This window comes from Modestobacter sp. VKM Ac-2986 (assembly GCF_026967795.1).
In the GTDB taxonomy this organism is placed as follows: Bacteria; Actinomycetota; Actinomycetes; order Mycobacteriales; family Geodermatophilaceae; genus Modestobacter.
Genome location: NZ_JAPVBH010000008.1, coordinates 19146 through 32922 on the forward strand (window position 1 = coordinate 19146; position 13777 = coordinate 32922).

General features: G+C 74.2%; 11 protein-coding genes. 8 read left to right on the forward strand and 3 right to left on the reverse strand.

Features of this window, described 5'->3' with window-relative positions; all coding sequences use genetic code 11:
- The first annotated feature begins 95 nt into the window (after window positions 1–95).
- The 8 genes from O2W14_RS18640 (at window position 96) to O2W14_RS18675 (ending at window position 10022) form a co-directional block, all read left to right on the forward strand.
- Window positions 96–2207, forward strand: coding sequence for a glycoside hydrolase family 16 protein (locus O2W14_RS18640; RefSeq protein ID WP_269177626.1), 2112 nt, complete (start codon window positions 96–98; stop codon window positions 2205–2207).
- A gap of 122 nt (window positions 2208–2329) precedes the next feature.
- Entirely contained in the window at window positions 2330–3430 is a 1101-nt protein-coding gene (locus tag O2W14_RS18645; protein ID WP_269177627.1) for a glycosyltransferase, read from the forward strand.
- Window positions 3431–4492: 1062 nt separating this feature from the next.
- Complete coding sequence (locus tag O2W14_RS18650) at window positions 4493–5170, forward strand: SGNH/GDSL hydrolase family protein (protein WP_269177628.1); 678 nt, start codon at window positions 4493–4495, stop codon at window positions 5168–5170.
- A gap of 91 nt (window positions 5171–5261) precedes the next feature.
- Window positions 5262–6008 (forward strand): alpha/beta fold hydrolase, encoded by a 747-nt coding sequence (locus O2W14_RS18655; protein ID WP_269177629.1) that lies wholly within the window; start codon window positions 5262–5264, stop codon window positions 6006–6008.
- Entirely contained in the window at window positions 6005–7528 is a 1524-nt protein-coding gene (locus O2W14_RS18660) for a Mur ligase family protein (RefSeq protein ID WP_269177630.1), read from the forward strand. The genes O2W14_RS18655 and O2W14_RS18660 overlap by 4 nt, the downstream gene beginning before the upstream one ends.
- Before the next feature lie 55 nt (window positions 7529–7583).
- The gene (locus O2W14_RS18665) at window positions 7584–8702 is read left to right on the forward strand and encodes a D-alanine--D-alanine ligase family protein (protein WP_269177631.1); all 1119 of its coding nucleotides are present in this window, start codon (window positions 7584–7586) and stop codon (window positions 8700–8702) included.
- 119 nt (window positions 8703–8821) lie between these two features.
- Window positions 8822–9331 (forward strand): GGDEF domain-containing protein, encoded by a 510-nt coding sequence (locus O2W14_RS18670; protein WP_269177632.1) that lies wholly within the window; start codon window positions 8822–8824, stop codon window positions 9329–9331.
- Window positions 9332–9509: 178 nt separating this feature from the next.
- Window positions 9510–10022 (forward strand): hypothetical protein, encoded by a 513-nt coding sequence (locus tag O2W14_RS18675; RefSeq protein WP_269177633.1) that lies wholly within the window; start codon window positions 9510–9512, stop codon window positions 10020–10022.
- A gap of 401 nt (window positions 10023–10423) precedes the next feature.
- Here the strand turns inward: O2W14_RS18675 and O2W14_RS18680 are convergent, their stop codons facing one another.
- From O2W14_RS18680 to O2W14_RS18690, 3 genes are all read right to left on the reverse strand, one after another.
- Window positions 10424–11413 (reverse strand): D-alanine--D-alanine ligase family protein, encoded by a 990-nt coding sequence (locus tag O2W14_RS18680; RefSeq protein WP_269177634.1) that lies wholly within the window; start codon window positions 11411–11413, stop codon window positions 10424–10426.
- A 62-nt stretch (window positions 11414–11475) separates the two neighbouring features.
- The gene (nrfD, locus tag O2W14_RS18685; RefSeq protein ID WP_269177635.1) at window positions 11476–12690 is read right to left on the reverse strand and encodes an NrfD/PsrC family molybdoenzyme membrane anchor subunit; all 1215 of its coding nucleotides are present in this window, start codon (window positions 12688–12690) and stop codon (window positions 11476–11478) included.
- Window positions 12690–13766, reverse strand: coding sequence for a 4Fe-4S dicluster domain-containing protein (locus tag O2W14_RS18690; protein WP_269177636.1), 1077 nt, complete (start codon window positions 13764–13766; stop codon window positions 12690–12692). The genes nrfD and O2W14_RS18690 overlap by 1 nt, the downstream gene beginning before the upstream one ends.
- Window positions 13767–13777 lie beyond the last annotated feature (11 nt).

Sequence of the window (13777 nt, forward strand, 5' to 3'; positions counted from 1 at the left end):
GCCGGGCCCGTGTCGCGTGTAACTTCGTCGGTGCCCTCGTCACGCCGTCCGGACCGGTGCGTCGCTGCGTCGACGCCCGAGCCCGAGAGGACCCCATGTCCCGCAGGTCGCTCGTCGCCGTGCTGGCGGGCGTGCTGGTCGCAGCCCTCGCCGCCCTCGCCGTCGTGGTGCTGGTGCACCGCTCGTCGGTGACGGTCTCCGCGTCGTCCACGCGCGCCGGCACCGACGCCGGCGACCTGCTGGGCGGGGACGGCGACGCGCCCGACGGTGACCGGGACGTGGCCTGGCAGAGCGACGGCGAGGCCGTCGGCGCCTGGGTGCGGCTGACCTGGCCCGAGCCCACCGAGGTCGACCACGTGGAGGTCAGCACCCCCGGCGACCCGGCGACCGCCTTCGGCTCGGCCACGGTCGAGTTCGACGGGGGTCCCTCGGTGCTGGTCACGGCGGACGCGTCCGGCCGGGCCACGGCCGACTTCCCGGCCCGCCGCGTGTCGAGCGTCCGCCTCGTCATCGCCACCGTGCCGGACGGCGCGACGTCGGTCGCCCTGTCCTCCCTCACCGTCGACGACACCGGCTCCCCGGTCGCCACCAGCCCCCCGGCCCCCGGCAGCACCACCGTCACCAGCTCGAGCGACCCCGGCTCCGCGGGCGCCCTGGTCGACGGCGACGTCGCAGCGGGAGCCACCGGCGAGGCGTGGGCCGCAGCCGCCGACGACCCCTCCCCGTGGGTGGAGCTCGCCTGGCCGCAGCCGCGACTGGTGGCCAGCGTCCAGGTCTTCGGCCCGGAGGGCACGGCCGGCGACCCCACCCAGGACCCCGACACCCCCCTGCACGGCGTGCTCCGCTTCAGCGACGGCAGCACCGTCCCGGTGTCGGGGATCGCCGCGGGTGGCGGACCGGCCACCACGCTGGCCTTCGCCCCGCGGACGGTGTCCGGCGTGCGCCTCGAGCTGGCGAGGACCGACCCCGCCGGGAGCACCCCCGTCTCGCTCCGCGAGCTCGCGGTCCACGACGCCGGCACCACGCCCCCGCCGTGGCCCCGCGGAGCCGACGGCCACGCGACCACGACGTACGCGGTGACGCCGCCCGACGCCGAGGACTGCTCCACCACGTCACCGGCCGTGGGCCGGTCCACCGGCGGTCAACTGGCCCTGGTGTGCCCCGCGCCCGGCTCCGCGGTGTCGGGGACGACGACCGTCGTCGTCGCCGGGCCCGCGGACACCGCGGTGTCCGCCACCGCGTACGTCGACCCGGCCGGCAGCGTGCCCGGCACCGTCCAGCAGGTGGCCGCGGGGACGACGGACGCCTCCGGCCGCGTGGCGCTGACCGTCGACACGAGCGTCCTCGCGGCGGGGCCCACGGCCCTGCGGGTCGACCTCGCGGCCCCCGCGGGCTCGACACCTGCCGTGCCGGTGTACGTGCAGCTGGTCAACCGGTCGGGCGTGGCGCTCGACGGCGAGAGCCACGCCCCGGCGGGGATGACGCTGCAGCACGCCGAGGAGTTCACCGACCCGCTGTCGATCAGCCGGACCGGCGCGGGCAGCCAGTACGCCGCCACCAAGCCCTCCTACGAGCAGGGCGGGACCTTCGGGGAGGCGTCCTTCGCCGACCCGGCCGACGGCGGCGGGACGCTCGCGACGCTCGACTCCTCCTACCTCCGGATCCGGACCCAGGGCACGGACCCGGAGGGACGGACGCACGAGAGCGGCATCCTCTCCTCCGCCCGGGTCGGGGGCAGCGGCTTCGCCGCCCAGTACGGCTACTTCGAGGCCCGCATGCTCGGCGCCCCCGGCACCGGCTCCTGGCCGGCCTTCTGGATGCTCGACACCGAGAACACCACCCCCCGCGGCCCCACCGCCGGTGAGATCGACGCCGTCGAGCTCTACGGCCACGACACCACCGGCACCTGCCACACCGGCCACAACTGGGGCTACGGCGTCGACGACGGGGGCGTCGCCACCTGCATCCAGGACACCATCACCGACTGGGCGCTGAGCTGGCACACCTACGGCGTCCGCTTCCTCCCCGACGGCGCCGACTTCTACATCGACGGCGTCCGCGTCGCCCAGTACACCGGCCTGCGCCAGTCCGCCGACCCCTACTACTTCCTCGTCGACCTCGCCCTCGGCGGCGGCTGGCCCGTCGACCTGGCCCCCACCGGCGACACCACCGACCTCTACGTCGACTGGATCCGCGCCTACACCTGACCGACCACCGACCGGACCTCCCCCACCGCGACGGTCAACCGGCAGGATGAGCACGTGCCGAACCAGTACCCGCTCAGTCGCAGCACTCCCTCCGTGCAGTCGGTCACGGCCGGGTGCCGCCGGTGAACCAGCCCCGTGTCGTCCTCGTACACGAGCGCTTCACCGAGTACGCGGGCTCGGAGGCGGTCGTCGAGCAGCTGGCCCGCGAGTGGCCCGACGCTCCGATCCACGCCCCCATCGGCCGGCCGGGCGTGCTGCCGGCCGACCTCGCGGCGCGGTTGCACACGACCCCGCTCAGCCGCCTGCTCCGCGGCTCGACCTACGCCCACCTGCTGCCGGCCCTCCCGGTGGCCATGAGCCGCCTGCCGCTGCCACCTGCCGACGTCGTGATCGCGTCCCACCACGCCTTCGCCACCCAGGTCGTGCGGGCCACCCCCGCGCCGGTCGTGGCCTACGTGCACACCCCCGCCCGCTGGGTCTGGGACCCCGCCATGCGCGCCGGCGAGTTCGGTGGACGCCTGGGCGAGGCGGCGCTCGGCGCCTTCTCGACGGCCTTCCGCCCGCGCGACCGGGCGGCAGCGGCCCGCGTGCACACCCTCGTCGCCAACTCGACCGCCGTGGCCGAGCGCATCAGGAACTGGTGGGACCGTGACGCGACGGTCGTGCACCCGCCGGTGGACACCGAGTTCTACGTCCCCGACGAGTCCGTCGAACGGGAGCCCTTCTTCCTCATCGCCGGCCGCCTGGTGCCCTACAAGCGTCCCGACCTCGCCGTGCGGGCCGCGGCCCGCGCCGGGGTCCCCCTGGTCGTCGCCGGCAACGGCCGCATCCGTGCCGAGCTCGAGCAGCTGGCCGGGCCGGACACCCGCTTCGTCGGCCGGGTCGACGACGAGGGACTGCGCGACCTCTTCCGGCGCTGCCGCGCGCTGCTGATGCCCGGCGTCGAGGACTTCGGCATCGTGCCGGTCGAGGCCCAGGCCTGCGGCGCGCCGGTCATCGCCATCGACGCCGGTGGCGCCCGGGACACGGTGCTGCCGGGTCGGACGGGTGAGCTGGTGCCGGTCACCGGCCCCGAGGAGGAGGTGGAGACCTGGTCCAGGCAGCTGCTGGCCTTCGACCCCACCGCCTACGACTCCCAGGACATCCGCCGGCACGCGGAGGCCTTCTCCCGGCTGGAGTTCCGGCGGGCGATGGCCGGCGTCGTGAGGGACGTGCTCGCCTAGGGCCGTCGTACGCCTCGTCCGGGACAACAGGCTCAGGGACCCCACGGTGCGCGTCCGCCTCAGGAACACGCTGGACGTCCCTGAGCCTGGCCTCCTCGTCTCGTGACTTCGCGACCACAGGACGTCACAGCGGTCGCACGATCGTCGAGGCGTTCGACGGTGCGCGCCTGCGCACACCTGTGACCAGGCGGTCCTGATGCCCGCAGGTGGCTGACCGTCATCTCGTCGGCGGTCGCCGTCCTGCTCATGACACTGGCCGCCTCGGGATGGGCGACCTGGTCGGGCGAGGCGCTGGCCACCGGGGTCCCGGGTACGCCACCCCGGACCGGTCGCGACGGCGGCGAGCACCAGCACTGCGGAGCCGGGCGCCGACGTGGTGTGGCAGAGCGACGGGGAGACGGTCGGGGCCCTGGGTGGAGCTCACCTGGCCGGCCCCCACGGAGGTCGTCCACGTCCACGTCCGCGCAGCGGGGCCCGCGTCCTCCACCTCCTCCCGCCTCGATCTCAGCGAGGGCGGGCCGGTGTCCCTGACCCCGGGCCCGGACGGCGCGGTGGACGTCGCCTTCCCCGTGCGTGAGGTCACGACCGCACGGTTCGTCGTCACCGGCGCCCCGGCCGACGCCACGTCGGTCGCACTCACCCGGCTCACCGTGGACCGGACGGGCGCCACGGCCTCGGTGGCACCAAGGCCGTGGGAAGGCACCGCAGCAGGAGGTACCACGGGCCCGGTAGGCACACTGACGGCCGGCCAGGCAGTGGCGTCGACCTCGAGTGCTCCTGCGGCCGCCGGGGCCCTCACGTCGACAGGATCCGCGCCCACACCTGAGGGGCGCACGGCCACCCAGCCGCGCGCCCGGTCCCGGAGGGGCGCGTGGTCGGCCGGTGGCGGCAGGGCGAGCCCACGGCTGCCACCTCCCACCGGTCTCGTGCGGCAGCTCAGCGCAGCGCCCGCGCACCGGTAGCGTCCGCGGCATGGCGAGGCGGTGGGCGGGACGGGGGCCGCGACGGCGTGTCCTGGGCCAGCTCGAGCGGCCACCGCTGTGGGGTTCGATCGCCTTGGGCGTGAGCATCGCCCTGCTCGCAGGGCTGCTGGTGGTCCTCGGGACCGGAGCCCGCGTGGACCGTCCCACGGCAACGCCACCACTGGCCGCCCCGACCGCCGCCCCGGCGGCCGAGCCCACACCCACCGGACCCGCGATCGTCCGGCCCGCGCAGATCGCGCGCATGCTGGTGCTGGGCGACGGCCTCAGCCTCGGACAGGGCGCGACCGACCCATCCGCCGGCTTTGCGGCCCTCGTCGAGGATGCCGTACCGCTGCCGTTCGCCTGGGACGTCCAGGCATCCGCCGGAGGGACCGTCGACGCGGTCTTCGACCAGGCCGACCTGCCCGACCGGACCGATGCCGTCGTCGTCGAGCTCGGCACCAACGACTGGGAAACGGTACCGGCGGCCCGGTTCGTCACGTCCTACCGCGACCGACTCGCCGGGCTGCGGGACCGCTACCCGGAGGCACTGCTGCTCTGCCTCGGGGTGTGGCAGCCGCCGTCCCGGCCGGAGACAGTCGGGTACGACGACGCCGTCCGGGCCGGCTGCGAGTCGGTGGGCGGCCGGTTCGTCCAGCTCTCCGACCTGTTCGCCGACCCGGCCAACCACCGGTCGGGCCAGGCGGACGCCAATCCCGGGGACGCCGGGTACCGCCTCATCGCCGACCGGGTCGTCGCCGAGCTGCGGGGCACCTAGCCGCTGCCACCGGTTGGTGCGTGCCGGTCCGACCCGAGGCCGGACCCGTCGTCCACCGGGCTGGACCAGGCCACTGGGCTAGACTCCGCAGGTGCTCGTCAGTCTCCTGGATGGTCGGTTCCTGGCCGAGCGATTCGGGAGCGAGCCCGACCGCGTGATCGCCCTGCACGGCTGGGGCCGCACCCGTCAGGACTGGGCCGGCGCGCTCGCCGGGGTCGGTGGCCTCGCCCTCGACCAGCCTGGATTCGGGTCTGCCGCACCTCCGCCGGCGGCCTGGGGCACCGACGACTACGCCCGCTGGCTGCTCCCGCTGGTCGAGTCCCTCGACCGCCCTGTGCTGGTCGGTCACTCCTTCGGTGGGCGGGTCGCCGCCCAGCTGACCGCGATGCGCCCGGAGCTCGTCGGCGGACTGCTGCTCACCGGCACCCCGCTGGTTCGCGCCGGCGCCGCCCCGAGGGCACCGCTGGCCTACCGCGTCCTGCGCAAGGCCGGGAAGCTGGGCATCCTGCCGGAGAAGCAGGTCGAGGCGGCCCGCAAGAAGTACGGCTCCGCCGACTACCGCAACGCCGAGGGCGTCATGCGTGAGGTCCTGGTCCGCACCGTCAATGAGGAGTACAGCAGCGTGCTCGATGCACTCGCCCGGTACGACGGCCCGATCGAGCTGGTCTGGGGCGCCGGTGACACGGCCGCGCCGCTGTCCACCGCCCGTCAGATCGCCGAGCGCACGGGCGGCACGCTGACCGTCGTCGACGACGCGGCGCACCTGCTGCAGCCCTCGCTCGACGACGCGATCGACCAGCGGCTGCGCGCCCTCCTGGCCACCGGGACCGACGCGTGAGCGCCGGCCTCACCGCAGCCGAGTGGATGGCCATCGCCGCCGGCACCGCCGCCGCGGACCTCACCTGGTGGCGCGTCGCCCAGCGCGAGCACTACGAGCCCGGCCGCAACACCGCGGTGCTGCGCATGTGGGCCAGCCGCACGCCGGTGTCCGTGGTGCCCTACGCGGTCGGCGCCGTCTGCGCCGCGGGCGCCTTCCGCTACCCGGTGCTGGGCATCCCGGCTGCCCTGGCCGCCGCTGCGGCGCCGGTCGGGCTGGTCTTCCGCAAGCCGTTCCCCCGCCCGGCGTTCACCCAGCGGCTGCGCCGGCTCGCGGGCGGCACCGTGGCCGTGCAGGTGGCCGCCGCGGTCGCCTTCCGCTCCCCCACCGTCAGCGCAGCTCTGGTGCTGTTCACCGCGCCGGTCACCGACGCCGTCCTGGCCGCGCTCAAGCCGGTCGAGGCGAAGCTCGGCGAGAAGTTCGTGACCAGCGCCCGGGCCCGGCTGACCCAGGTCGCCCCCGACGTCGTCGCGATCACCGGCTCCTACGGCAAGACCTCGACCAAGGCCTACGTCGAGGCCCTGCTGGCGCCGGAGAAGAGCGTCTTCGCCAGCCCGGCCAGCTTCAACAACATGATGGGGCTGTCCCGCAGCATCAACGACGGGCTGTCCGGGTCCACCGAGGTGTTCGTCGCCGAGATGGGCACCTACGGCCCCGGTGAGATCCGCCGGCTGACGGAGACCTTCCCGCCCCGCATCGCCGCGATCACCACCATCGGCGAGGCGCACCTGGAACGCATGGGCTCCCGCGCGGCCATCGTCACCGCCAAGCTCGAGATCACCGAGCGCGCCGAGATCGTCGTCCTCAACATCGACGTGCCCGAGCTCGCCGAGGCCGCCGACCGGCTGCAGTCGTCCAAGACCGTCGTCCGGGTCTCCACCCGGCCCGACACCGTCGCCGACGTCCGCGTCGTGCCGGACGGCGGCGCGTGGGTGCTCACCGACGAGGGCCGCGGCACCACCCGGATCGCGACACCCCCTGGTGGCGGCCACCCGGTCAACCTGGCGATCGCCACCGGCATCGCCCGGGTGCTGGGTGTCTCGTGGGCCAGCATCGAGGCCACCGTGGCCCGCAAGCTCCCCGGCGTCGCGCACCGCGCCGAGGCCTCGGTCAACGAGGCCGGCATCCACGTCATCGACGACACGTACAACGCCAACCCCGACGGCGCCGCCCAGGCACTGGCGCTGGCCCGTCAGCTCGGCGAAGGCCACCGGGTCTGGGTCGTGACCCCGGGCATGGTCGAGCTGGGCTCCTCCCAGGACCAGCGGAACCGCGAGTTCGCCGAGCAGGTCATGGCCACCCCGGGCGCGACGCTGGTCGTCGTCGGCGGCACCAACCGCCGTCCGCTGGTGGCCGGGTCGGCGCCCGACCGCACCGTGCTGGTCAACAGCCGGGTGGCGGCGATGGCCCACATCTCCGGCAAGGCCGAACCAGGGGACGTCGTACTGTTCGAGAACGACCTGCCTGATCACTACCCGTGACCGGTAGCGCCCCCGACAGCTGGTCAGCCACGCCCCCCAGGCAGCAGGAGGAACGATGAAGCAGGTCGCCGTCGCATTCGGTGGTCCCTCGGCCGAGCACGACATCAGCATCCTGACCGGCCTGCAGGCCGCGCGACTGCTGAACCAGGGCGGGCTCGACGTCCTCGCCGTGTACTGGGACCGCGGTGGCAACTGGCACACCGTCCCGGTCGACAGCGAGGCCCGCGACTTCATCGACGGCGCCCCCGCCCGGGCCACGCAGGTGGAGCCGGTGCTGGGCCGCAACGGTGGCTGGCGCCCGGTCAAGGGCCTGCGCCCCAAGACCTACCGCCCCGAGGCCGTGCTCAGCTGCTTCCACGGCGGCTACGCCGAGGCCGGCGGCGCCCGCGCGCTGTTCGACTGGATGGGCCTGCCCTCCACCGGCGGCTCGCTGTTCGCCGGCGCCCTGTCGGTCGACAAGCTCGCGTTCGGCTCGGTCATCGCCCAGGCCGGCCTGCCGACCCTCCCCCGGCTCATCGTCGGTGACGGCCACGCCGACCCCGACTTCGACGGCCCCTACATCGTCAAGCCGCGCTTCGGTGGCTCCAGCATCGGCATCGAGGTCGTCCAGGACCTCGCAGCAGCCAAGGGCTTGGCCAAGCAGAACGTGCACCTGGCCGACGGCGCCGTCCTCGAGCCCTACCGGCCCGACCTCTACGACCTCAACGTCGCGGTGATCACCCACCCGACGTTCCGGGCCTCGCTGATCGAGAAGCCGATCCGCCCCGGCTCGGACTCGATCTACAGCTACTCGGACAAGTACCTGCACACGTCCGGGCTGAGCCAGGCGCCGCGTGAGATGCCCGCCCCGATCTCCGACGAGCTCGCCGCGCGCATCCGCGAGCTCGCCGAGCAGGTCGCCGGCCTCGTCGGGCTGGGCAGCCTCGCCCGGTTGGACTTCCTCAGCGACGGCACCGAGGTGTTCGTCAACGAGGTCAACAACATCCCCGGCGCCATGTCGCTGTACCTGTGGCCCGACGACTCCCCGGCCGCGCTGCTCATCAACGCCCTCGAGCAGGCCGTGCGCGGCCGCAGCTCCAACGAGGCCCCCACCGTGTTCGCCCGCGGTGAGGCACTGCGCGCCGCCGGCGGCATCGCCGGCAAGCTGGCCAACCTGGGTGGCCCCACCCGCTGAGCCCGCACCCCTCGGAGCCCCGCCCCTCGCGTCGAGGAGCGGGGCTCCGCGCATCCGGGCCCAGGTGAGGATTCGGTAACGGCGCTCAACCCGGCCGGGCTGGGCGCCGACAAGACCGTATGCCGTTCGCCGCCCACCTCACCCTCGCCGCAGACCAGCGAGCCGACACCGCCACGCACGACGCGATCACGCTGCTCCCCAGCCGGGTCACGCTGCTCGACCGGCTCGCCGAGCGCGCCCGCACCGTCGCCGAGGCACCGGCCACCCTCCTGCTGATCGGGCTGCTGCGCCGCGACACCGCCTGGCCCATGCCCGGCAGCCAGCTCGACCAGGTCGCCGCGGCCCTGTCGGCGGACCTGCGCGGCACCGACTGGCTGGCCCGCTCCGGCCCCACCGAGTTCGCCGTCCTGCTCGACGGCGCCGCCCACGACGCGGAGACCGCGGCCCACCGCCTCGTCACCACCGTCGCCGACGCCGGCGTCGACGGCGTGACCGCCTGCGTCGGCATCGCCGGGCTGTCCACGGACGCCTCGCCGGGCGAGGTCCACCGCCGGGCCACCCTCTGCCTCACCGCCGCCCGCAGCATCGGCGCCGGCCGCGTCATCCGCTACAGCGGCGGGCGCCCCTGACCCTCGACGGTCAGCCGGTGCCGCACCCCAGACCTGCCCCGTGTCGCCGCGTCCCGGCGGCACGGGGCAGCTCCACGTGCGACCCGGCGAGTCGGGGACAGGGGCCCGCACCGTCCCGCGCTCCCCCTCCTGAGGGAACTCACTCCGCAGGACCGCACGAGCGGCCGACATCCCTCTCATGTCGATCACCTCCTCCCCCGTCACGCAGGAGGTCACGGCACAGCCCGACCTCCGGCACGTCGACGCGGTCACCCTGCTCCCTGGCCGGACCGCCCTGCTCGGCCGTCTCCTCGAGCGCACCGCCACCGTCGACGACTCCCCCGCCGCCCTGGTGCTGATCGGGCTGCTGCGACGCGACACCGGCTGGCCATTGCCCGGCAGGTCCCTCGACCGCATCGCCAGCGCCCTCTCCGCCGACCTGCGGGGCACCGACTGGCTGGCCTGGTCCGGTCCCACCGAGTTCGCCGTCCTGCTCGACGGGCCCGCCCACGACGCGGAGACCGCGGCCCACCGCCTCGTCCACACCGTCGCCGGTGCCGGCGTCGAGGGCGTCACCGCCTGCGTCGGCATCAGCGGGCTCGCCGCGGACGCCTCGCCCGACGAGGTCCACCGCCGCGCCACCTACTGCCTCACCGCCGCCCGCAGCCTCGGGGCCGGCCGCGTCGTCCGCTACAGCGGCGCCCGCAGCTGACGCGTCGCCGTCGTCCTGCCGGCGGTCGGCCGGGACGTCGGTCCACCGCTCGCACCCCTGCCCCGTGTCGCCGCGTCCCGGCGGCACGGGGCAGCTCCGCGTGGTGCCTCGTGCCGCGGATGCGACGGACACCCACTCGACGGGTGTCCGGGACGCGTCGACTGCTCGGGATGTGCCCGACCGCGATGGACGGTGTGCGGCCTGTCAGTGAGCCGGTGCACAGGTGGCCCACTCGCCTGGCCGGAGGCGTGCCGGTCGACCGGGCGCACCAGTGCACGTACGGCACGACGGCCGCTGCTCCGGGGACTGCACCCGCTCGGTGTCGCCGAACAGCGGCTGGCACCGAGGTCCTGCTCGGCCGAACACGCCACCCTCGACCGAGCGGAGTCGCTGATCTGCCGCTAGGGCGTCGCTGAGCCCTGCGTACGGGCAACGGCGGCCTGCAACAGGGACACCAGCACCGAGCTGAACGACCCACCGTCGGCCTGGACGCTGAACGGGAACAGCGACGTGGCCGTCATGCCGGGGATCGCCGAGACCTCCAGCACCACGAACTCGCCGTCCGGGGCGACCAGGAAGTCCACCCGGGACAGGTCGCGCATGCCCAGCGCCTCGTGTGCCGTCTCCGCGGCCGTGCGCAGCGCCGCCAGCGTCTCCTCCGGCAGCTCCGCCGGGGTGTTGACCTGCACCCGCGCCGGGTCGTAGCGGGCCACGAAGTCGAAGCGGTCCTTGCGGTCGTAGTCCAGGCCCACCGGCACCCCGGCGCGCGGCCGGCCGTCGACGTCCAGGACGGCCACGCTGACGTCCATGCCCTCGGTGAAGCTCTCGATCAGCACCGTCTCGCCGTAGGCGAAGGCCTGCATCAGGGCGTCGACCAGCGCGTCGACCGTCTCCACACCGTTGACGCCGAGCACGCTGCCACCGCGGTTGGGCTTGACCACCAGCGGCCAGCTCATGTCCTCGACCAGGAACCGCACGACCTCGCTGCTGCCCAGCTCCTTGAACGACGAGCTCGTCAGCGCCACCCACGGCGGTGCGGACAGCCCCGCCCGCTCGGTGAGGGTGCGGCCCACCGTCTTGTCCCAGGCCAGCCGGCACGCTTTGGACGACGACCCGGTGAACGGCACCCCGGCCATCTCCAGCACCGTCTGCAAGGTGCCGTCCTCGCCGATGTCACCGTGGATCGTCGGGATCACCGCCGTGTAGCCACCGGTGCGCAGCGAGGCCAGCAGCGACTGGTCGGCGTCGACCACGTGCGCGTCGACCCCCACCGACTGCAGCTCCCGCTGGATCCGCTCCCCAGACAGCAGCGACACCGCGCGCTCGTGCGACAGCCCACCGGCGACGATCGCGACCGGTCCGTGCAGATCAGGGTGCGGGCGAACGGCCATGCCCTGACGCTAGCAACTCCCGGGCGCCCCGTCGGGCCGGACTCGGTCCGGCCCGACGGGGATCAGCGGACGACGGAGCGCGCCTCGTCCTCGGCGACGGCCTCGCCGGCCTTGCGCGCCGCCATCCGCTCCTTCTGCGGGATGACGATGTACTTCGGGTCCTTCGTGCTGGCGATGCCGGCCTCGAAGACGCCCATGCGGGTCATCACCGAGCCCGCGGCCAGCAGCGTGCCGCCGATGACGGCACCGACCCGGGTACGGCCCAGCAGCGCGGTGAACGCCGCACCGGTGATCGTGGCCTTCTTGGCCGCGCGCATCAGCGTGCCGGCCTTGCCCTCGTGGTACGGCTCGCTCAGCAGGCCGTGACCGTGCTCCACCTTGTTGACCATGAACAGCTCGAGGGCCACCCCGGTCAGCGCCGTCTTGCGCGAGGGCCCGGCCTCGGCGACCGGGGTCAGGGCCATCGTGATCCCGCCGCCGGCCGCCATCGCCGACCCGGCGAAGACGAACGGCAGCTCGGTGTGCACCTCGTGCCAGCTCGGCGCCGCGGTGTTGGACAGCAGCACCGCGGTGTAGGTGGCCATCGGCCCGCCGAACGCGGCCGCGGCGATCGCCGAGGCCTTGCGGGCACCGGGGAAGAACCGGGCCAGCGCCGGCAGGAACGGCAGCACCTTCGTGCCCAGCTTCAGCAGGGGCGCCAGCTCCAGCAGCCGGAAGCCGGCCGCGGCGGAGGTGAAGGCGCTGAACGGCGACAGGATGTAGGAGCCCACGGACAGCGGGGACGTCGGCTTGAACACCCGGAGCATGTGCAGGAAGCGCTCCGGCCGGCCCAGGTCGTCGATCAGCAGCACGACCGAGCCCAGCGCCGCGGCGCCTGCGACGTACTCGGCGTTGCGGGCCAGCGTGGGCCGGTCGGTGAACTCGGCGAGGGCACCCAGCACCGACGACGTGCCCGCGGCACCACCGAGGAACAGGTACAGCGGGACCTCGGGGTTCTTCCACGTCGGCGTCTTGACGATCTGCCGGCCGTAGTAGGAGCTGAACTCCGCGTCGGGGACCATGGCCGCCTCGCGGTTGCCACTGCCCCACCCGCCACCGCCCTTGCGGCGCTTGCGCCGCTTGGGCTGGGTCAGGTCGGCGCCACCGGCGCGGTGCCAGCCACCCGCCGCCGCCGCCAGCGGCGCCTCGCCGGCCGGCTCGTTGCCGGTCGAGCCGGCGTCGACGGAGCGCCCGTTGAGGTGCGCGTCGTCCGGGCTGGTGCTGCTCGGGGTGGTCATCAGCGCCGCCGTCCCAGGAAGGAGGAGGCGACCACGCCGACGATCATCGCCGCACCGGTGGCCGCGGCCTTCCACATGGCGGGGAGGTCGCGGGTGGTGACGATCGGGTCCGGCGGCAGGCCGTAGACCTCCGGCTCGTCGAGCAGCAGGAAGAACGCCCCCACGCCACCGACGCCGTCGCTCTCGTCCCGCCCGTAGAGCCGGGCCGTCTCCACACCCTGGCTCTTGAGCGTGGCCAGCCGGGCGTCGGCCCGGGCCTGCAGCTCGTCGAGGTCGCCGAACTGGATCGACTGGGTCGGGCACGCCGTGGCACAGGCCGGCTGCAGACCGTCGGTCAGCCGGTCGTAGCACATCGTGCACTTGAAGGCCCGGCCGTCGTCCTTGCGGACGTCGATGACGCCGTAGGGGCAGGCCGAGACGCAGTAGCCGCAGCCGTTGCAGATGTCGCCCTGGACGACGACGGTGCCGAACTCGGTGCGGAAGAGCGCACCGGTCGGGCAGACGTCGAGGCAGCCGGCGTGCGTGCAGTGCTTGCAGACGTCGGAGGACATCAGCCAGCGGATCTGCGTGCCGCCGTCGCCACCGGTGACGGAGGTCTGCGGGTCGAACTCGCTCAGCGCCTCGGCGTTCAGCACGCTGGTCTGCGCGGACAGCACGCTGTCGGCCTGCGGGCTGATCGCGTTGGCACCGTGGTCGTGACCGTGGTCGTGCCGGTCGGCGCCGGGCATCCCGATCGTGGGCATCGGCAGGTCGACCGAGCGGCTCTGCTCGATGAAGGACACGTGGCGCCAGGAGTTGGCGCCCAGCTGACCGGTGTTGTCGTAGGACATGCCGGACATGCCCATCTGACCGAGCACGCCGTTCGAGTCGTCCATCGGGAGCGTGTTCCACTCCTTGCAGGCCACCTCGCACGCCTTGCAGCCGATGCAGACCGAGGTGTCGGTGAAGAAGCCCACCCGGCTCGGGTGGTCCTCCTCGTACCCCGCGTCGGCCGACACGTCGGGCAGCGGCCCGAACAGCCGGTTCCTGCTGTCGGCGCCCTCCAGGGAGGGACTGGCCGAGCTGACCGTGGTCATCGCCGTTCCCC

What these genes read in the sequence shown, in the direction of transcription:
- O2W14_RS18640 (WP_269177626.1), top strand. Translation starts at nt 96, where the DNA reads ATGTCCCGCAGGTCGCTCGTCGCCGTGCTGGCGGGCGTGCTGGTCGCA.
- O2W14_RS18665 (WP_269177631.1), top strand. Translation starts at nt 7,584, where the DNA reads ATGAAGCAGGTCGCCGTCGCATTCGGTGGTCCCTCGGCCGAGCACGAC.
- O2W14_RS18670 (WP_269177632.1), top strand. Translation starts at nt 8,822, where the DNA reads ATGCCGTTCGCCGCCCACCTCACCCTCGCCGCAGACCAGCGAGCCGAC.
- O2W14_RS18675 (WP_269177633.1), top strand. Translation starts at nt 9,510, where the DNA reads ATGTCGATCACCTCCTCCCCCGTCACGCAGGAGGTCACGGCACAGCCC.
- O2W14_RS18680 (WP_269177634.1), bottom strand. Translation starts at nt 11,413, where the DNA reads ATGGCCGTTCGCCCGCACCCTGATCTGCACGGACCGGTCGCGATCGTC.
- nrfD (WP_269177635.1), bottom strand. Translation starts at nt 12,690, where the DNA reads ATGACCACCCCGAGCAGCACCAGCCCGGACGACGCGCACCTCAACGGG.
- O2W14_RS18690 (WP_269177636.1), bottom strand. Translation starts at nt 13,766, where the DNA reads ATGACCACGGTCAGCTCGGCCAGTCCCTCCCTGGAGGGCGCCGACAGC.